The organism is Pseudarthrobacter sp. IC2-21 (assembly GCF_034048115.1).
Classification (GTDB): domain Bacteria; phylum Actinomycetota; class Actinomycetes; order Actinomycetales; family Micrococcaceae; genus Arthrobacter; species Arthrobacter naphthalenicus.
The window spans coordinates 2,532,568-2,551,041 of sequence record NZ_CP139145.1; the positions used below are offsets into that span (position 1 = coordinate 2,532,568).

Annotated in this window: 16 protein-coding genes and 2 tRNA genes; 3 read left to right on the forward strand and 15 right to left on the reverse strand. The window is 65.5% G+C overall.

What is annotated here, in order from left to right; translation table 11 throughout:
- Positions 1–52: 52 nt before the first annotated feature.
- Entirely contained in the window at positions 53–592 is a 540-nt protein-coding gene (locus SBP01_RS11655; protein ID WP_320535886.1) for a DUF1697 domain-containing protein, read from the forward strand.
- 5 nt (positions 593–597) lie between these two features.
- Here the strand turns inward: SBP01_RS11655 and SBP01_RS11660 are convergent, their stop codons facing one another.
- The 4 genes from SBP01_RS11660 to SBP01_RS11675 form a co-directional block, all read right to left on the reverse strand.
- The gene (locus tag SBP01_RS11660; RefSeq protein WP_320535887.1) at positions 598–2,217 is read right to left on the reverse strand and encodes a GTPase; all 1,620 of its coding nucleotides are present in this window, start codon (positions 2,215–2,217) and stop codon (positions 598–600) included.
- Positions 2,214–3,929, reverse strand: a complete 1,716-nt coding sequence (locus SBP01_RS11665; RefSeq protein WP_320538334.1) for a dynamin family protein — start codon at positions 3,927–3,929, stop codon at positions 2,214–2,216. The genes SBP01_RS11660 and SBP01_RS11665 overlap by 4 nt, the downstream gene beginning before the upstream one ends.
- Before the next feature lie 227 nt (positions 3,930–4,156).
- A tRNA-Glu gene (locus tag SBP01_RS11670) sits at positions 4,157–4,229 on the reverse strand.
- A 143-nt stretch (positions 4,230–4,372) separates the two neighbouring features.
- A tRNA-Gln gene (locus SBP01_RS11675) sits at positions 4,373–4,444 on the reverse strand.
- Positions 4,445–4,693: 249 nt separating this feature from the next.
- Here SBP01_RS11675 and SBP01_RS11680 point away from each other — a divergent pair.
- Complete coding sequence (locus SBP01_RS11680; protein ID WP_320535888.1) at positions 4,694–6,097, forward strand: hypothetical protein; 1,404 nt, start codon at positions 4,694–4,696, stop codon at positions 6,095–6,097.
- A gap of 9 nt (positions 6,098–6,106) precedes the next feature.
- Here SBP01_RS11680 and SBP01_RS11685 read toward each other — a convergent pair whose 3' ends face one another.
- The 6 genes from SBP01_RS11685 to SBP01_RS11710 form a co-directional block, all read right to left on the reverse strand.
- Positions 6,107–6,838, reverse strand: a complete 732-nt coding sequence (locus SBP01_RS11685; protein ID WP_320535889.1) for an HAD family hydrolase — start codon at positions 6,836–6,838, stop codon at positions 6,107–6,109.
- 5 nt (positions 6,839–6,843) lie between these two features.
- Positions 6,844–8,358 (reverse strand): glutamate--tRNA ligase, encoded by a 1,515-nt coding sequence (gene gltX, locus SBP01_RS11690; protein WP_275214446.1) that lies wholly within the window; start codon positions 8,356–8,358, stop codon positions 6,844–6,846.
- Positions 8,359–8,371: 13 nt separating this feature from the next.
- Positions 8,372–8,515: a hypothetical protein gene (locus SBP01_RS11695; protein ID WP_320535890.1), complete on the reverse strand. Its 144-nt coding sequence runs from the start codon at positions 8,513–8,515 to the stop codon at positions 8,372–8,374.
- A gap of 134 nt (positions 8,516–8,649) precedes the next feature.
- A complete protein-coding gene (locus tag SBP01_RS11700) occupies positions 8,650–9,426 on the reverse strand; it encodes a fumarylacetoacetate hydrolase family protein (protein ID WP_320535891.1) in 777 nt (258 codons plus the stop codon).
- Between the two features lie 54 nt (positions 9,427–9,480).
- Entirely contained in the window at positions 9,481–10,275 is a 795-nt protein-coding gene (locus SBP01_RS11705; protein WP_320535892.1) for an MBL fold metallo-hydrolase, read from the reverse strand.
- Positions 10,272–10,427, reverse strand: coding sequence for a hypothetical protein (locus SBP01_RS11710; protein ID WP_320535893.1), 156 nt, complete (start codon positions 10,425–10,427; stop codon positions 10,272–10,274). Before SBP01_RS11710 ends, SBP01_RS11705 begins: the two co-directional genes overlap by 4 nt.
- Here SBP01_RS11710 and SBP01_RS11715 point away from each other — a divergent pair.
- The gene (locus tag SBP01_RS11715) at positions 10,426–11,025 is read left to right on the forward strand and encodes a hypothetical protein (protein ID WP_320535894.1); all 600 of its coding nucleotides are present in this window, start codon (positions 10,426–10,428) and stop codon (positions 11,023–11,025) included. The two genes, SBP01_RS11710 and SBP01_RS11715, sit on opposite strands and share 2 nt — an antisense overlap.
- A 113-nt stretch (positions 11,026–11,138) precedes the next feature.
- Here SBP01_RS11715 and SBP01_RS11720 read toward each other — a convergent pair whose 3' ends face one another.
- From SBP01_RS11720 to metG, 5 genes are all read right to left on the reverse strand, one after another.
- Positions 11,139–12,251 (reverse strand): branched-chain amino acid aminotransferase, encoded by a 1,113-nt coding sequence (locus tag SBP01_RS11720; RefSeq protein WP_320535895.1) that lies wholly within the window; start codon positions 12,249–12,251, stop codon positions 11,139–11,141.
- Positions 12,252–13,775: 1,524 nt separating this feature from the next.
- Positions 13,776–14,825, reverse strand: a complete 1,050-nt coding sequence (locus SBP01_RS11725) for a 3-isopropylmalate dehydrogenase (protein WP_320535896.1) — start codon at positions 14,823–14,825, stop codon at positions 13,776–13,778.
- Positions 14,826–14,901: 76 nt separating this feature from the next.
- Positions 14,902–15,672: a class F sortase gene (locus SBP01_RS11730; protein WP_320535897.1), complete on the reverse strand. Its 771-nt coding sequence runs from the start codon at positions 15,670–15,672 to the stop codon at positions 14,902–14,904.
- 120 nt (positions 15,673–15,792) lie between these two features.
- On the reverse strand, positions 15,793–16,647 hold the full coding sequence (locus tag SBP01_RS11735) for a hypothetical protein (RefSeq protein WP_320535898.1): 855 nt from the start codon (positions 16,645–16,647) through the stop codon (positions 15,793–15,795).
- Positions 16,648–16,910: 263 nt separating this feature from the next.
- A complete protein-coding gene (gene metG / locus SBP01_RS11740) occupies positions 16,911–18,470 on the reverse strand; it encodes a methionine--tRNA ligase (protein ID WP_320535899.1) in 1,560 nt (519 codons plus the stop codon).
- Positions 18,471–18,474: the final 4 nt, after the last annotated feature.

Consider the following 18,474-nt stretch of genomic DNA (forward strand, 5'->3'; position numbering starts at 1 on the left):
GCCATCCCCGCTGGCCGCCTCACTATCGCCACGCCTTGGCTAAGCTGTCCGCATGAACAGCTACGCGGTCTTTCTCCGGGGCATCAATGTCGGCGGAATCAACATCAAGATGGCTGAGCTAAAGGACGCGCTTGCATCTGCCGGGTTCACGGGCGTCAAGACCCTCCTCGCCAGCGGCAACGTGGTGCTCGCCAGCCCGGATACGCCGTCCGCCGTCAAAGGGCAGGTTGAAAAATGCCTGCGCGAGACTTTCGGCTACGACGCCTGGGTGGTTGTCCTCACCGCGCAACGCGTGGCCGAACTGGTGGCTGCCTGCCCCTATCCGGAAGACGACAAGGCCACCCACACGTACATCACGCTCTCCTCCGACACGGCCAGGCTCGATGAGCTTGACGCCGCCGGCGCAGCGCTGGAAGGAAGCGAACAGAAGCGGCTCGGCCCGGAGGCGCTGGCCTGGCTCGCGCCGGTCGGCGGGACGCTGGACAGCCCTTTCAGCAAGATCTCCGCCAAGGCGAAGTTCAAGTCAAGCACCACGACGCGCAACCTGCGCACCCTGATCAAGGTCCGGGACGCCGCGGCCGCCTTGGCGTAAGCGCTCTACGCTCCGCCCGCGGCCGCCTTAAGTGCACTATTGAAGGAACTGAGCCGGCTCACCTCGATTTCCACCGGCTCCACCACCAGGTCCCCCGCCACCTTGCCGACGGCCGCCCGGAGCCGCTTCCTTGCCTTGGCCGACCGTGACCTTGCCGCTCCGGCGCTTATGACTTTCCCGGTGAGGGCCAGGAAGATCCCCAGCGCCACGCCGCCGGCGATCATCAGGGTGGGAAGGGGCCAGCCCTCCACCCGCGGCACGTCCGGCACGGGCAGTTGAAAGTACGCGAGTCCGGCCAGCACACCGAGCCAGCCCAGCCCGCCAACCACTACGGCCAGCGCAAGCCACTGGACCACGTTGAACACTCCCCACCACCAGGATTTCCGGAAGGTCATCAGGTCCGTCCCGGCGATGGCCTGGTCCAGGGCGTCGGGCAGCGCATCCCGTCCTTCACGGGCTGCACCGCGGATGGCTGCCCGCCACGGGCCCGGCGCGCCGTCGCTGGCGGCGTCCGCGAACTCGCGGACTGCCGCATCCGTCCGGGCGCGCTCGGGGGCGCCGGCGGGCGGGAGCGAGGTGCGGTTGAGCTGGGACGGCGCGGAGCTCTTCAGGTTAAGCCGGCGCAGCGGATCGGCTCTGAAGCGCAGCAGCCACCGTGTGACGGGCCACCCGGTCCGGCGCGTCGATTCCATCCTGTAGGACGTGGCGACAGCGTCCACCACCAATGGCACGTTCGCTGCCGTGGCCAGCTCATCCGTGAGCCGCACTGTTGCCGCCTTTCTGACGCCCGCCGCCTCGCCTATCCCTGAAACCTCAGTGAGCTGCCGGGATGCCCGTGAGACATCCGCAGCGAGCCGTTGTGAGAGAGCCTGCCGCCGCAGCACCACGCCGCGGATGGCGTTCCGGACCCTGTCCACGCCTTGACCGGTCAGTGCGGAGGCCCCCAGCACCTGCACCGTGCCCAGCCCGTCGCGCGCAAGGATCCCTTTGAGCGACTCCAGCACCGGCTCGACGTCGCGTTCGGGCAGCCTGTCAATCTGGTTCAGCACCACCAGGGTCACGGCGCCGTGGGCAGCCATCGGTGCGAGGAAGTCGTTATGCACGGCCGCGTCGGCATACTTCTGCGGATCCAGCACCCAGACCAGGACGTCAACCAAGCCCACCATGCGCTCCACAATGGCGCGGTTGGCCGCCCGGGTGGAATCGAAGTCGGGAAGGTCCAGCAGGATCAGCCCTGTGCCCTCGTCCGCGAAACCCGCAACGGGATCGGCGTGGTGCCGGTTGCGCACCTCCAGCCAGTCCAGCAGGGGCTCGCTGCCGTCCGCTCCCCAGACACCTGCCAAAGGTTCCGACGTGGTCGGACGGCGGGCCGCCGCCGTCGCGATTTCTGCCCCGCTGACTGCCTTGAACAGCGATGACTTCCCGCTGCCGGTCGCACCGAAGAAGCCCACCACCGTGTGCTCGGCCGAGAGTGAACGCCGCGAGCCGGCACGGTCGAGGAGCCGGCGCACTTCATCCAGGGACTCATCCGGCAGGACCCCGTCCCCCAATTCCCGTGCGTCCTTGAGGGCCGCGAGCCTGCGGTCCAGCTCCGAGGCTTCGCGGGCGGCGCCGTGGCGGCTCATGGACGTTCCGCCAGCCGGGCGAGGGCGGCCGCATGGTCCGCCAGAGCATGCGCAGCATCCGCACCGCCTGCAGGGAGCCGCTCGAGGAACTTCCGCTGCTCCGCCTGCAGCAACCGCTGGCAGCGGGCGTGGAGGTCGTTCCTCGCCGTCTGGGCGAGCCTGCGGACGGCGTCCTCGCCGAAGACGGCTTCAAGCAGCCGCTGTCCCACCACGGCGGTGCCGCCTGCCACGCCGATTTCCAGCCCGGTGAGGCCGGCCGTCATGGAAAACACCACGATCATCAGCGCGGCGCCGAGCCCGTTCACCCCGAACGAGAGCCACCGGGCCTGAGTGCGCTTCTCCTGTCCCTCCGTACGGATCAGTTCCATCAGCCCGGACTGCCAGGCCCTGATCTCGGCAGCGGTCCCGTCGGCGAACCCGGGGCTGGTGCCGGACAGGTCGTCGGTACCGAGCAGCGCCCGGCCGGCGGGGTCCGAGCGCCAGCGCTGGTCCGTGTCTTCGCCGGCGTTGGCCGCTTCATCCAGGATGACGGCCTGCAGTCCTGTCTCGATGGCCACCTCCACCCGCACGGCCGGCGGTGGCTCGCCCCGGAAGAATGCGCCCAACCGGTCCCGCAGCCGGCCAACGTTCTGTTCCAGGGTCCGGAAGAACTCGCCCGTCCCAACAAAGTCCTGCCAGCGCGCCAGAACCTCGCCGCGAAGCAGCGCACCGTCCTTCGTGGCATTCAGGATCCTGTCCACAGCGTCGCGGTACGCGGCCTCCGCATCGGCCCGGAGCGACGCCGCGGCACGCTCCTGGCCCTGCACGGCCTCGGCCACACCAGCGACCCGCCCGGCCAGGGCCTTCACCGTGCCGTTGAGAGTCCGGCGGGCAATCTCCGAACGTCCCGCAGCATCGGCCGCGAGGTCCCGCAGCCAGAGCTGCAGCGGCTGTACGGACTGCGCCGGCAGCATGCCCAGCCCGTTCAGGTCCGTCTCCGGCACCACGAACAGCCTGGCGGCCCCGAGCCCTTCCTTCTGCAGCAGACCGCGGAGATCGGCGCTGACTTCGGCCTCGGCCCCGGCCGGCACCCGGTCCAGCACCACGGCAACCATGATGTCCCTCGAGGACGCGTCCAGCAGCAGCTTCCAGGGGACTGCGTCCGCGTAGCGGTTGGCTGTGGTGACAAAGACCCACAGGTCCGCGGCGGCCAGCAGCTGGCCGGCCAGCCGGCGGTTGTCATCGGAGATGGAATCGACGTCGGGAGCATCGAGCAGCGCGATCCCCTGCGGCACCGCCGGGTCGGCCACGAGCACCAGGGAGGAGATGGCCTCCGCGTCAGGTGTTGCGCCAGCCCGGCTGGCCGGGAGGGGTTCGGGCGATACGGTGCCCCGGATCCGGCTGAGGGTGGGCAGGACGCGTTGGCCTTCGAACCAGCCCGCATCTGCGGGATGGTGCAACAGGATGGGCTGGCGCGTGGTGGGCCTGATGGCACCGGAACGGGTGACGGGGTGTCCCACCAGGGCGTTCACCAGTGTTGACTTGCCGGCGCCGGTAGAACCTCCGACGACGGCGAGCAGCGGGGCGTCCAGGCTGCGGTACCGCGGGAGGATGTAGTCATCGAGCTGGGCAACGGCGTTCCGGACCTCTGTGCGGGCCTGCCCCGCCTCCGGCAGCGCCAGGGGCAGCGACACGGCCGCCAGGTCCTCCCGCACGGCTTCGAGCAGTTCCACGGCGGCGACCGCGGCCTGGCCCGCCGGGCGGCCTGGCTGATCGGCTTGGCGCGCAGGTTGGCCGCGTGGTGCGCGGGACGGGAGCGGGGGCGGCTGAGGTGGCGAACCGTCGGAGGAGGTCACCACCTCATCATGCCAGTTCAGGGGACCCCAAGCCGGGACAGGGCGCAGCGAACAAAATAAAAATAAAAAACGGTCCCGGGCTGATGCCCGGGACCGTCATTCTGTGACCCCAGCGGGATTCGAACCCGCGTTACCGCCGTGAGAGGGCAGCGTACTAGGCCGCTATACGATGGGGCCGCGTACTTCCAGGAAGCTGACGCTTCCAACCGGCTTTTGGCCGGCGCGCTCAGTGATTATTTCATACACTCAGCACGAGTTTCAAATCGGAAACCGTTCTGAAACCCCTGGTCATCAGCAATATTTCAGCGTCTAAACCAGAGCTGGGATACCAGGACTCGAACCTAGAATGACGGTACCAGAAACCGTAGTGTTGCCAATTACACCATATCCCAATGACACTTCGGGCCGGAGTTTTAGGCTTCAACCTGCGCTCCGTGCGCCTCAGCACGAGAAATTACTCTACCCGAGACTTCTGGATGGCACAAATCGGCCAATCCGGACGGCATGTCGAGGCCGCGGGTCCCGCTCGCCCGGCGCTGCACGGAACAGAGGTCGGACCGGACACCCTTGCCAACGGCACCATCGTAAGTTTACTCTCGGTAAGTTACTGACTAGTAACAACCAGTCGAGAGGATTCATCCGTGCCACAGAGTCGTGCCGCAGCTTCCACCCTGACCACCGCCCGTTCCCGGACGCAAAAGGTAGCTATCGCAGTCCTAGCGCTTATGCTCGTCGCAGTTCTTGGCTTCTACACGCTGGTCACCGGCCGGATCACGGACGGATCCGCCAAGCTACGGGACGGTGCAGGGCAGGCGGCCGCAGGGGCTGAGCAGCTCAAGGATGGCGCCGGTCAACTCGCCAGCGGCGCAGGGAAGGCCGGCGACGGTGCCGGCAAACTGTCCTCAGGCGCCAACAAAGTGCTCCTCGGGGTCACTGAAAAGCTCGCCCCGGGCGCCGAAAGGCTGGAAGCCGGTGCCAGCCAGCTCACCGCCGGCGCAGTCAGGATTGAGACCGATGTGAACAATAAACTCGCGCCGGGTGTGTACAAGGTGGATGATGGCGCCCGCAAGCTAGCCTCCGGAGCCTCCCAGCTGGCTGCAGCCCTGACAGCTACTGCTGCAGGAAATGCCGAGAACAATCTTGCTGACGGCGCCAACGCCCTGGACGCAGGCGCGGCGAGGCTTGCTGCGGGAGCAGGGGATCTGGCCGCGGGAACGGGACAGCTGAAGGGCTACCGGGGAGCCAACAATTCCCCCGAGGCAGGCACCGGCACCGCCGCGTTGGCCCAGGCCCTCGAACTTCTTGAGGCCGCCGCCTCGGATCCGCTGCAGGGCTTGGTTCCACTGGCTGTTGTCAAGGACAAGATCGCCAAAATAACGGCCGGAGCCCATAAGCTCGACGCCGGCGCGACCGCCCTGCAGGAAGGCGCCGGCAAACTGCGTGACGGCTCAGCGCAGCTGCACGCCGGAACGGGCCGCCTCACCGCCGGCTTCGCCACGCTGGGCGAAAAGCTCAACAGCCGGGATCCTGCCAATCCGGGTGTTGTCCTGGGCACCGAATTGCTGGCCGCCGGAACATCGCAGATCCGGGTAGGCATGGATGGTGTTCCCGGCAATCCTGAGCGTCCGGGCCTGATCAAAGCGGTCGCGCAAATTACCGAGGGCAGCTCGCGGCTGGCTGAGGGGACCACCGTGCTGAACTCCGGCATCAAAGGCGATCCCGCAGACCCGGCGAACCCCGGACTCCTGAAGGGTTCACAAGCTGTGGCCGCCGGCGCTTCGGAGCTTTCCACTGGCAACACCCGGCTCGCGTCCGGATCCACGGAACTGGCCTCGGGGGCGGAGAACCTTGCGGACGGGAGCGCCCGGATCGCAGATGGAACCGAGACCCTGTACACGAGCGCGGCCGCGGTGTCCCCGGCCAACGCAGTGGGTAAGTCCGATACTGCCGTGGCACTCGCACTGGTGGGTGTGCTGGTGGTCGGCTCCATCGGGGCCTACCTGGTGCTCCGGAACCGGCGACGGGTCCTGCCCATCCGTGCTTGAGGACGGAAGCTAGTCCAGCAGCTGAGACAGCGAACTGACCTCGTGACCCTCAAAAGAGGGCACGGTCTCCCCCGCTCTGTTGAGCCACACGCCCACCAGCCCCGCCGCCGTCGACCCTTCAGCGTCCAGCAGCCTGTTGTCGCCCACGTAGAGGGTCTCCTGCGCGGAGGTCCCCAGGAGCCGGACGCCTTCGAGGTAGATCGCAGGCTCGGGCTTGGCCGCACCGACGGTATCGGTGCCAACCAGACGGCCCACGCGTTCCAGCCCCGCGCTGTCCAGCTTTGCCCGCTGGTAGTCGTGCACGTTGTTGCTGACGGCACCGTAGGGGATGCCAGCAGCATCCAGCACGTCAAGGAGCGGAAGCACGTCCTCAAAAGCGCGGACCAGCGCGGGCTGCAGCTCACTGTAGGCACTCAGCCAGCGGTGCGACTCCTCGCCCTCGGCAAGTTCCACCCCGAAGTGGCCCAAAGCGGCCCGCCCCCGCAGCAGCCGCTGGTCGTTGAACGTCAGCTCCCCTGCCAGGTAGCGGTCGTAGTAATGCGTGGTTTCGTGCGTGAAGATCCTGCCAAAACGATCCCACCCGGACTGGTCCAGACCGGGCAGCAGATGTTCGCTGACCTCGCGCAGGGCGGTGGTCATGGCATACTCCAGGTCAACCAGGGTGTCGTCGATGTCGAAGAGGACACCCCGGATGGTCCCGAAGCGGGTGGTCAGGGAGCTGCCAACAGCCGTGCCTGTCATGACCGTCAGCCGCGGAACGTGCGGAGCCGGGCCAGGGACGAATCCTTGCCCAGGATCACCATGGACTCAAACAGGGGCGGTGAAATCCGGCGCCCGGAGACGGCAGTGCGCACCGGCCCAAACGCCAGCCGGGGCTTGATTCCCAGGTCCTCCACCAGCGCCTGCTTCAGGGCCCCCTGGATGTTCTCCGGGGTCCACTCCGCTACGGGTTCGAGGGCCGCCAGGGCGGCGTCCAGAACCTCGGTCAGGTTGGCCGGCAGGCCCTTGCGGGCGTCATCGGCGACGTCAATGGCATCATCGGCCTTGAACAGGAACCCCAGCATCTCAGGTGCTTCACCCAGCAGCGTGACGCGTTCCTGGATCAGGGGTGCGGCTTCCGTGAGGATCTCCTCCTGGCGTGCCGTGAGCTGCTCCCCGACAAAACCGGCGGCGCGCAGGTACGGGACAAGCCTGCCGCGGAAGTCCTCCGGGTTGAGCATGCGGATGTGCGTGCCGTTGATGGCCTCCGCCTTTTTGATATCAAAACGCGCCGGGTTTGCCAGCACATCCTTGACATCAAAGTTTTCGATCAGCTGATCCACCGTGAAGATGTCCTCGTCCGCGGAGAGGCTCCAGCCCAGCAGCGAGAGGTAGTTCAGCAGGCCCTCCGGGATGAAGCCCCGGTCGCGCAGCAGGAACAGGTTGGACTGCGGGTCACGCTTGGAGAGCTTCTTGTTCCCCTCCCCCATGACGTACGGGAGGTGGCCGAACAGCGGCAGGTAGCTGGCGACGCCGATTTCGATGAGGTACCGGATCAGCACCACCTGGCGGGGCGTGGAGGAGAGCAGGTCTTCACCGCGCAGCACATGGGTGATCCCCATCAGTGCATCGTCCACGGGGTTGACCAGCGTATACAGCGGTGACCCGTCGGCCCGGACAATGACGTAATCCGGGATGCTGCCGGCTTTGAACGTGATGTCGCCGCGGACCAGGTCCGTGAACACTACGTCCTCATCAGGCATGCGGACGCGCAGCACGGGTTTGCGGCCCTCGGCCTTGAACGCTGCCAACTGCTCCTCGGTGAGTTCACGGTCGAAGTTGTCGTAGCCGAGCTTGGGGTCGCGGCCGGCGGCGCGGTGGCGCGCTTCGACTTCTTCCGGGGAGGAATAGCATTCGTAGGCGTAACCGGCCTCAAGGAGCTTCGCGACAACGTCCTTGTAGAGGTCCAGCCGCTGCGACTGCCGGTACGGCTCATGCGGGCCGCCCACCTCCACGCCCTCTTCCCAGGAGATTCCCAGCCACTTCAGGGCCTCCAACAGCTGCTGGTAGCTCTCCTCCGAGTCACGTGCCGGGTCCGTATCCTCGATCCGGAACACAAACGTGCCCTTGGTGTGCTTGGCGTGGGCCCAGTTGAACAATGCCGTCCGGATCAGCCCCACGTGCGGAGTCCCGGTAGGCGAGGGGCAAAACCGGACGCGCACCGGGGTATCGGCAGTGACGGACGGGACGGAGGCAGCAGTCGACGCAGAAGCAGTAGTCATAGTGGCTTCAACTTTACCGCTTGCCGCGCAGTCTCCTGGCCCGGCTGGCCAGCATGAACCGCGTCAGGAAGTAACCCGCCAGCACAATGCCTGCCCCTGCGAACACCAGCCCCAGCCAAACGGGCACGCCCAGCCAATGCACGGCACGCGCGGCCATCAAGAAGGTTCCGATGGAACCGGCAGCAAGGAGCAGAAAGGACCGGACAGCGCCCGTCTTGGACTGGCGCGGCCGCGTGGTAGCCCACGCCGCGGGGCTGGAAGGGACCCTTCGCATACGTCCGGGACCTGGTTTTAGCGGCGGACCACCGGGTTGGACAGGCGCCCGATGCCTTCGATCTCTACCTCATACCGGTCGCCGGCCTGGACAAGTCCAACGCCCGCCGGGGTGCCGGTCATGATGACGTCGCCGGGCAGCAGGGTAAAGGCCCGCGAGACGATGGAGACGAGCTCCCGGACGCCGCGGATCATCTGGCTGGTGCTGCCGTCCTGGCGCAGCTCGCCGTTCAGGCGGCCCTGGATCTGCAGGTCCTCGGTGTCCAGTTCGGTTTCGATCCACGGGCCCAGCGGCGCCGAGGTGTCAAAACCCTTGGCCCGGGCCCACTGCAGGTCCGTCTTCTGCACGTCGCGCGCCGTGAGGTCGTTGCCGCAGGTGTAGCCGAAGATGACGTCGTCGACGCGCTCCTCCGGGACGTCCTTGCAGATCCGGCCGATGACCACGCACAGCTCGGCTTCGAAGGAAACTTCCTCCGAGAACTCCGGCAGCACAATGGGATCGTTGGGTCCGACGACGGCGGTGTTGGGCTTCAGGAACAGCAGCGGCTGGGCCGGGACTTCGTTGCCCAGCTCGGCGGCGTGCTCCACGAAGTTGCGGCCCACGCCGATGACCTTGCTGCGGGGGATGATGGGGGCCAGGAGCCGCACATCCTCAAGCTTGTGCTTGACGTGGGTGCGCTCGACACCGTTGAAGAACGGGTCGCCGTGGATGACAGTGATCTCCTCACTGCCGGACTCGCCTTCAACAACGCCATAGAGGGGATCAGAATCGACTACAAACCGGGCAATACGCATGGTGAACAGCCTACAGTCTTGACCTGTTGCCCTTTGCTCGGGTCAGCCGTCCGGTCAGGCGCCGGACCGTCCACGGAGGTAATCCAGCTGGGCAGCCACCGACATCTCGGCGGCCCGCCTGACGGAAGGATCGACGTCGGCGTACACCGCGTCCGTCACCGCCGGCACGCTGGCGTCCGGGCCAAGTCCGGTGAGGGCTGCGCGGATCTGCGCGAGCCGTTCGAGCCGATGTGCCCGGTAGGCCCCGGTGACGGCCTCCAAGGAAGGGAGCACCGGCCCGTGCGCCGGCAGGACAGCAGCCCCGCCGAGGGCTTCCAGCCGGTCCAAGGACGTAAGGTAATCGCCCAGTGCGCCGTCCGGGTAATCCAGCACGGTGGTCCCCCGGCCCAGGATGGTATCGCCAGTCAGCACCGTGCCGTGTGGCCCGTCGCCGGGCAGGTGGAAGCACACCGAATCCGAGGTGTGCCCCGGCGTGGCCACCACCTGAAGGGAAATCCCGGCCGCCTCGATGATCTCACCGTCCCGCAGAGGCTCGCCGCCGTGGCAGTACCGGGGATCCGCAGCCCGCACCGGGGCGCCGGTGAGTTCCCGCAGCCGCACGGACCCCGCAGTGTGGTCTGCGTGGCGGTGCGTTACCAGGATCAGTTCAACGCCGCCCACAGCCGCCAGCCGCCTGAGGTGCCCTTCGTCCGCTGGCCCCGGGTCCACCACCACCGAAGCCCCGGCATCGGGCGCCGAGATCACGTAGGAATTGGTGCCGTCCAGGCTCATCGGTCCGGGGTTGGGCGCCAGGATGAACTGCGAAAAGGCCGAGCTGCGCTGCAGGACGGGGCTGGAAGCTGAAGTCACTCTTCTATCCTTGCATCCGCCGGCTGCACGGACATCCGGCTGGACAGCTGCGCTGCCAGTGCGGCGTTGCCGGAATAGAACACGGCACGCGCGGGGTTGACCACCAGTGACGACCACACGAACTCCAGCAGGAAGCCGGTACCACTCTCCATGAGCGCCACCCCCACCACCCTTGCAGACCTCCTCGCCGAGGCAGACGCCGCCGGCCATGACCATGCCGCAACGGAGAAGAACAGCGGGCTCCAGCACATTCATAACCACGCCACCGGCAGTATTGTCTGGTTCCCCACGTGGAAGAAGTTCCGCGACACCACGGATTGGAACCAGGCCGTGGACGTGGTCACGGCGGATTTCCGGTCAGGTTCGGCGCCGGTGGAAAAATGGGCCACCGCGTTCCTTGCCGGCGATCTGGCCATGCTCCTGGAGCGCGCCGCCGCGGCCAGCGACGCCAACACGTTCGTGGAGGAGAACCTCACGCTCCATCTGACCCGGACCTGGGCCGTGGCCGACGCCGTCGCGCAGGAAAACGGGATGGATCTGCCCAACGGCAGCATCACACCCCCGGTCTTCGCCGGCTACCCCTACGACGTCTACGCCCAGGACGGCGGCGTTTTTGCCACCACGCTGTGGAACGACATCATTGACGCCCGGCGGAACCGGGCACTCACCGAGGAAGCCGCGCGCAAGGCCCTGAAGCCCGTCTCCCGCAAGGCCCTCAAGAACGCTGCCCGGAAGGCTGCCCGCCGCTGAGGCGCGGATACCTGACATCGGGCCCGTTAACGGGCGACGGCGGTTGGCTGGCACTGTGTGAAACTTTCCACAGTGCCAGCCAACCGCCGTCGTTGTTTCCGACTGAGGCCCGCTTAGGCGAGGCGCGTCAGCCAGCCATGCCGGTCCGGCACAGTTCCGGTCTGGATACCGAGGAGCTGCTCACGGATGGCCATGGTGGTCTCCCCCGCCTTGGCGTCCTCCGAGCCGATGAACTCCGTGGCATCCTTCAGGACTCCGATGGGAGTAATCACGGCGGCGGTGCCGCACGCGAAGACCTCGGCGATCTCGCCGGATGCCACGCCGTCGCGCCACTCGGACAGGGTGATCTTGCGTTCGCTGACTTCGCGGCCCATGTCCTTGGCCACCTGAATCACCGAGGAGCGGGTGACACCCTCGAGGATGGTTCCGGTGAGGGCGGGCGTGGCCAGGGAGCCGTCCTTCATGACGAAGAACACGTTCATGCCGCCGAGCTCTTCCACGGCGTCGTCATTGAAGTGGTCCAGGAACAGCACCTGCTTGCAGCCGTTGGCTTCCGCTTCCTGCTGGGCGATCAGGGACGCGGCGTAGTTGCCGCCGCACTTCGCAGCACCGGTACCGCCGCGGCCTGCACGGGCGTATTCGCGGGAGATCCAGATGGACACCGGCTTGAGTTCGCCGCCGAAGTAGTTGCCTGCGGGCGAGGCGATGACGCGGAAGGAAACCTCCCGGGCGGCCCGCACGCCAAGGAACGCCTCGGTGGCAATCATGAACGGGCGCAGGTAGAGCGCCTCGCCGTCCCCGGCCGGAACCCAGTCCTTGTCAACAGCAACTAGTTCGCGGATGGCGCCCAGGAAATACTCAACGGGGAGTTCCGGGAGCGCCAGCCGGCGGGCTGATTTGTTCAGGCGTGCCGCGTTGGCCTCGGGCCGGAACGTCCAGACGGAACCATCGGCGTGGCGGTAGGCCTTCAGGCCCTCGAAAATCTCCTGGCCGTAGTGAAGCACCGCTGCCGACGGATCCAGGGAAATGGGGCCGTACGCCTCAATGCGCGGGTTGTGCCAGCCTCCGGCGCCTTCTTCATCAACCGAGTAATCCACCACGGCGGTGTGGTCGGTGAAGTAGTTGCCGAATCCCGGGTTCGCCAGGATGGCTGCACGCTCTTCAGCAGACTTCGGGGTTGCCGAAAGCTGCTGGCTAAATTCGACGCCATGGGCAGTCTGAGTCATGGTTCCTCCACGATCGGCCGCCCGTGAACGTGGTTCTGCACTGAACCGCAGGGGCAGCATTTGGTGATTCGAAACAAGCTTACGCCCGTTGGCAGCACCCCCGGTGCCTGCCTACAGCAGACCGACAACTCCAAAGCGCAGACTGAACTGCGCCTACGCCAACCAATGCGGCCCGGTTCCCTCGACGACGGGTTGGCTAGCGACAATGGCCCGCAACCACAAGGGGGGTGTTGCTCCAGAGGAGGCAACCCATCGGCATGACATCCAGGAACGTCGGCGGCCCCACCCTCGTTGGGCTAACCTACGCCGGAGGAACACGAACACCTCGTCACCGAGAAATAAAGCGCCTGGCACAAACTGCTCGATTAGCTGTCCAAGATTTGGAGTTTACCCCACTCCAAAACCGCTTTGCGACTCGTCCGATATCGACCCGGGCAATAACCGCCTGCTCGTCTCCAGAGGGATACGACGATCCGCGAGCTCCCATGCCATGTCAACGAAGGAAGACCAATACGGACCCAACAGACCTTGCGCTCCCGCGAGTAGGTACAAGTCAACGACCGAAGACTGGAGCGCGTCCCGACTGTTATACGCTCCCTTATCTGACAGCGCAAAACAATTGGGCACTGCTGCAATAACACTATCCTGCACCTCAGCCACATCGCAGGAAACGAAGAACGCCTGACCCGGGGACCGTTCCTGAACTTCCCGCATCCGGCGTATGTACCACTCAACGGGCGATGCTTCCAATGTTTTCGCATGAGTCAGCCCTGGGTGCGCTCTGATCTGAACCCCAACGTAAGAATCCGGAACTTTCCGTTTCCACGCTTCAATCCGGGAGGCGATTTCCGGGATGGGTACGAGTTGCCGGAATCTGTCTTCCCATTTCGGCGAACCGTCCGGAAGCGGCAGCTCCTGTGCTGAGTGGATGTGCCACACATCTTCGTCTATTTTTTCGCGGAAATAGTCGGTCTTCTCATCCCCTCGGGGTACGGTGGGCCAAATTTCTTTGGAACGTTGCAAGTCAACGCAGCTTTCGGGGTACTCCCACAGGTCGGTCATGGCGCCGTTGAATGCCTCGCTAACCTGCCAAACGTACTCAAACTTCCTGCCGGAGTGACGAGCTAGCAGTTCCGCACTCAGTGTGAACCTGATACGGTTCCCGAGGCCCGCGTTGTGTACGTTTACGGCCAGTACTGATCTCAATTTTCCCCCTGTTGTCGTGTCGGATAAGGCTAGCCCATTCGCCGCTCACGCTTGATCGGTCAGGCGTTGCCATCAGAAGAAGAGACCGGAGAAGGTCCAGAGAAGAGTCTTAGAACGGTGAGGTCGCAATTCCGTCGGACTCGTCTGGTCCATCTGGGCCCCTTGCGTGCCAGCCGATGCTGCAGACCGTTCATTCTCGGGTCCACGATAGAGGGAATTGTTGATTTTACGCCGAATCTAGGGTAGCGCTGGCGAAGGGGACGGGCGCGTCCCGGAGCTTTGGCCCTGCCTGCGACGAAGGCAGGCGGAATTCCCTGCCTAAAGCGCTGCGGCGATGGCGTCACCCACGGCGCTGGTGCTGCGTGCGCCGCCGTCGCGATTTTCGACGTCGGCGATCACGGCCGCTTCAATCTTCCGCGCCGCCGCGGCGTAGCCAAGGTGGTCCAGCAGGAGCGCCGCCGACAGGATGGCCGCGGTGGGATCGGCCTTCTGCTGGCCGGCGATGTCCGGCGCTGACCCATGGACCGGTTCGAACATGGACGGGGCGGTGCGGTCCATGTTGATGTTGCCCGAGGCAGCCAGCCCGATGCCGCCGGTGATGGCTGCGGCCAGGTCGGTCAGGATGTCGCCGAAGAGGTTGTCCGTAACGATGACGTCAAAGCGGGACGGGTCGGTGACCATGAAGATGGTGGCCGCATCGACGTGCAGATAGTCATGGGTGACCTCCGGGAATTCCTGCGCCACAGCTTCGACGGTGCGCTTCCACAGGTGGCCCGCGTAGACCAGCACATTGTGTTTGTGCACCAGGGTGACGTGCTTGCGTTCCCGGGCGCCGGCGCGGCGGAACGCGTCGCGGACCACGCGCTCCACGCCGTGTGCCGTGTTCAGGGAAACTTCGGTGGCGACCTCGTGCGGCGTGCCCGCGCGCAGGGTGCCGCCGTTGCCAACGTAAGGCCCTTCGGTGCCTTCGCGGACCACGATGAAATCGATGACGCCCGGGTTGGCGAGGGGGCTGCCCACCGTTCCGTACAGGCGTGAGGGACGCAGGTTGACGTAGTGGTCCAGGCTGAAACGGAGCTTCAGGAGCATCTCGCGCTCGATAATGCCCGACGGAATCCTGGTATCGCCGGGGGCTGCGCCCACCGCGCCGAAGAGGATGGCATCCCGGGTACGCAGGTCGGCGAGGACCTCATCCGGGAGGGTCTCGCCGGTGGCCAGCCAGTGCTCGGCACCGAGCTTGTAGTGGGTCTGCTGGAGGTCCACACCCTCGGCGGCTAAGGCCTTCTCGAGGACCTTCAGCGCCTCAGCGATGACCTCGGGGCCAATGCCGTCACCGGGAATTACTGCGAGATTAATCGATGCGCTCATACTCCAAGAATATTAAGTCAATCCGCATGCCGGACAATCAGTCTCACTTACTGAGATGGAGCCTGTGGAGCGGGCGTCAGCGGGGCGGCACATTCGGATCCGGCGAGGCTACGACGACGACGTTGGTGCCCCAGGGATCCTCCGTGTAGCAGGAAATCAGCACCATCCGGTTGGGCTGAACCTGCCAGATGGGGCTGTCCTTAAGTCCGGACTTGCTGTACGTGGCGACAGAATCCACGCGGTAGGCCAGCTCGCCGGTGGCCGTGGTCACGGTGAATTGGTCACCCACGGCAGCTTTGGCACTCAGGTGGTTGAAGGGTGCGTCCCGGTCCACCCAGCTGTGCCCTGCCACGTAGGTGGTATTCGCTGAGCCCTCGCCGGGCACTCCATACGGAGTGAGCCAGTAACCGTCCATTGTGGGCGGCGGCACGATGGTCTGGTTGGCCTGGTCCTGGCCGCTTGGTTCCAGCGGGTGGATCACCACATCGATGTTCGCGGCAGCGTAGACCAGCCGCTGGGGCGGTGAGGCGGCGGGACCGGCAGGAGCTGCCGGTGCCGGGCTGGCGGCCGGTGTGGGGGTGGGTGCGGGGGTGGGGGCGGCCAGCGACGGAGGCGCGGTCGCGGCCGGCCGGGTCACGGTCTCCGGCGCAGTTACCGGGCCGCCCGCCGGGGTAAGGAACGCAACGACGGCGTAAGCGAGGAACCCGCAGAGGATCACGAAGAGGATGCTTCGGGCGGTGAAAATTCTGGGCCGGGCGTGGCGGCCGCGCTGTGGCGGACCACTCATGTCCGCCGGACCAGTGGAGCCTGTCGGATCTTCCGGGAGCGGCTGACGGTCGCTGTCCATGGTTCCCTCGAACGTCGGTGGAATCTGCCTGACTGGCGGCAGGCGCCGTGCCCTCTCGGCCACGGCGCCTGCCACGGTGTTAACGAATGCCCTTGCGGGCATCAGATACGGGAAGCCAACCTAACGGTCCCGGGAGACGCCACCGGTCAGCAGCACCTTGCGTGCAGCCACTCCCCCCGCGGCGAGCAGCATCACAATCACGCCAGCCATCCAGGGGGCAAGAACCGGGCCGGAGGGTGCGACCGCTGTCTGGACGTTAAAGCCGGCGTTGTTGGCCCTCACCACAGGAGCGGGCGGCGCAACGGCGCCGGTGGGAACCTGCGGGGTGACTACCGGCGGCACCACGGGGGTAACAACCGGCGGCGTCTCCGGGGTAACAACCGGGGGCTTCTCCGGAGTCACGACCGGCGGCTTCTCCGGAGTCACTACAGGCGGCTTTTCCTCCTGACACGTGCACGGAACGCAGCCGTTTCCGTAGGTGTCCTGTCCTTCCTCGTCCCAGTTCATGCCCTTCCATTTGCTACCTGCCGGAATGATGTCGTCACCATGCTGGTAGTGGCCCTTCAAGGCCTCTAACGCGACCGTGATCTTCACATACGGATTGCTTTCCGACCCGGTGGCGTGGCAGATCGTGACCTTGTAATTGTGGTCGTTGTCCCCGTTGCCGTTGCCGTTTCCGTGGTCTGCGGGGACCTTGCAGCCGGCCTTGAGGATGCCGGCCTTGTCCATATTCCGGCCTCCCGGAAGCACCTTTCCGTCATTGGCCGGAATGATGTCACCGCCGTGCTGGTTCATGTGGGTTTCGAGCGCATGCAGATCGATCGTCACGGCAACGTAGGGATTGCTGTCCGAACCGGTTGCATGGCAGATAGTGATCTTGTGGTCAGTGTTTGCGTTGTCAGTTGCTACAGCCGGAGCGGTGGCACCGAGTAATGCGAGTCCGGTGACACCTAAGGCGGCAAGGATCCGTTTCATTTCCGTCTCCATACATTGTCTGGTCCAAACTGATCAGACGGAGGGAAAAACGGCGCTCCGATGCGGGGGTGAAAAAGGCAAACAGATTGCACCAGAGCGACGGTTCTCCCAGATGCGAATCATCAGTTTGCTAACTCGACAAGGCTATGCAGCGGCTTTGGGGGTGTCTCCAGTACTCGTTACCCGCATTCCGGGGCCCTGCCTACTGCTTTGGCGCAAACACTACTCAGGTCGGGCAGCAGTCCGGAGGGCCCGGAAACGGACTACGCTTCGGCGGGTTCCTCATATTTAGGGAACACCGGCGAAGGCGCGGGCAGGGCCGTTCCCGCGGCGATCGGCGTGGACAGTGCCGCGAACTGGCGCGCTTCACCCTCAGGCTGGCCGAGGGTGTTCAGCAGCGCATCCATGGCGTTCGGCATCACCGGCTGCGCCAGGATGGACACAATCCGCAGCACTTCCAGGGTGACGTACAGGACGGTGTTCATGCGGCCGACGTCGGTCTTCCGCAGCACCCAGGGGGCCTGCTCCGCGAAGTAGGCGTTCGTGTCCCCCAGGACGGCCCAGATGGCCTCCAAAGCGCGGCTGAACTCCTGCTTTTCGAAGGCTGCCCTGGCGGTTTCGAGAAGTCCGTTGGCCTGCGCGAGGATCGCGCTGTCTTCAGCGGAGAACGCTCCCGGCACCGGCACCTTGCCCTCGCAGTTCTTCGCCACCATGGACAGCGAACGCTGCGCGAGGTTGCCGAAGTTGTTGGCCAGGTCCGAGTTCATCCGTCCCACAATGGCCTCGTGGTTGTAGCTGCCGTCGGCACCGAACGGGACCTCGCGGAGGAAGAAGAAGCGCACCTGGTCCAGGCCGTACTGGGCCACAAAGTCCGCGGGGGCCACCACATTGCCCAGGGACTTGGACATCTTCACGCCGTTGTTGTGGAGGAAGCCATGGATCATGACCCGCTTGGGCAGCTCGATCCCTGCGCTCATCAGGAACGCGGGCCAGTAGATGGCATGGAACCGGGAAATGTCCTTGCCAATGATGTGCACGTCCGCCGGCCAGAACTTGCGGAACGACTCCGACTCCACATCGGGGTAGCCGACGCCGGTCAGGTAGTTGGTGAGTGCATCGACCCAGACGTACATCACGTGCTTGTCGTTGCCGGGCACCGGGACGCCCCAGTCAAAGGTGGTGCGGCTGATGGAGAGGTCTTCGAGACCGCGGCGGACGAAACTGATGACTTCGTTGAAGCGGGACTGCGGCGCGCCGAATTCAGGCCGGGCCTCGTAGAGGGCAAGAAGTTTGTCCTGGTAGGCGGATAGCCGGAAGAAGTAGCTCTCCTCAGCCGTCCACGTAACTTCGGTGTCCGTCTCCTTCGAGTAGCGCACGCCGTCGTCCTTCACCACGGTGTCATCTTCCACGTAGAACGCTTCGTCCCGCACCGAATACCAGCCCTCGTACTTGGACAGGTAGATGTCCCCGTTGGCTTCCATCTTCTTCCAGATGGCCTGCGATGCCGCGTAGTGGTCGGCGTCCGTGGTCCGGATGAAGCGGCTGTACGTGATGCCCAGGGCGGCGTGCGCAGCTTTGTATACCTCTGCGTTGCGGTCCACGAGTTCCTTGGGCGTGATGCCTTCCTTCTCGGCCGCCTGCGCAATCTTCATGCCGTGTTCGTCGGTACCCGTCAGGAACATCACCTCATGCCCGTCCAGCCGCTTGAAGCGTGCCATGGCGTCGGTGGCAATGTACTCGTAGGCGTGCCCGATGTGGGGCACGCCGTTCGGGTACGTGATGGCCGTGGTGATGTAGAACGGGGATTTCTCTGAAGCAGTCACGTGC

What these genes read in the sequence shown, in the direction of transcription:
- SBP01_RS11655 (WP_320535886.1), top strand. Translation starts at nt 53, where the DNA reads ATGAACAGCTACGCGGTCTTTCTCCGGGGCATCAATGTCGGCGGAATC.
- SBP01_RS11660 (WP_320535887.1), bottom strand. Translation starts at nt 2,217, where the DNA reads ATGAGCCGCCACGGCGCCGCCCGCGAAGCCTCGGAGCTGGACCGCAGG.
- SBP01_RS11685 (WP_320535889.1), bottom strand. Translation starts at nt 6,838, where the DNA reads ATGACAGGCACGGCTGTTGGCAGCTCCCTGACCACCCGCTTCGGGACC.
- gltX (WP_275214446.1), bottom strand. Translation starts at nt 8,358, where the DNA reads ATGACTACTGCTTCTGCGTCGACTGCTGCCTCCGTCCCGTCCGTCACT.
- SBP01_RS11695 (WP_320535890.1), bottom strand. Translation starts at nt 8,515, where the DNA reads ATGGCCGCGCGTGCCGTGCATTGGCTGGGCGTGCCCGTTTGGCTGGGG.
- SBP01_RS11700 (WP_320535891.1), bottom strand. Translation starts at nt 9,426, where the DNA reads ATGCGTATTGCCCGGTTTGTAGTCGATTCTGATCCCCTCTATGGCGTT.
- SBP01_RS11715 (WP_320535894.1), top strand. Translation starts at nt 10,426, where the DNA reads ATGAGCGCCACCCCCACCACCCTTGCAGACCTCCTCGCCGAGGCAGAC.
- SBP01_RS11710 (WP_320535893.1), bottom strand. Translation starts at nt 10,427, where the DNA reads ATGGAGAGTGGTACCGGCTTCCTGCTGGAGTTCGTGTGGTCGTCACTG.
- SBP01_RS11720 (WP_320535895.1), bottom strand. Translation starts at nt 12,251, where the DNA reads ATGACTCAGACTGCCCATGGCGTCGAATTTAGCCAGCAGCTTTCGGCA.
- SBP01_RS11725 (WP_320535896.1), bottom strand. Translation starts at nt 14,825, where the DNA reads ATGAGCGCATCGATTAATCTCGCAGTAATTCCCGGTGACGGCATTGGC.
- SBP01_RS11730 (WP_320535897.1), bottom strand. Translation starts at nt 15,672, where the DNA reads ATGGACAGCGACCGTCAGCCGCTCCCGGAAGATCCGACAGGCTCCACT.
- SBP01_RS11735 (WP_320535898.1), bottom strand. Translation starts at nt 16,647, where the DNA reads ATGAAACGGATCCTTGCCGCCTTAGGTGTCACCGGACTCGCATTACTC.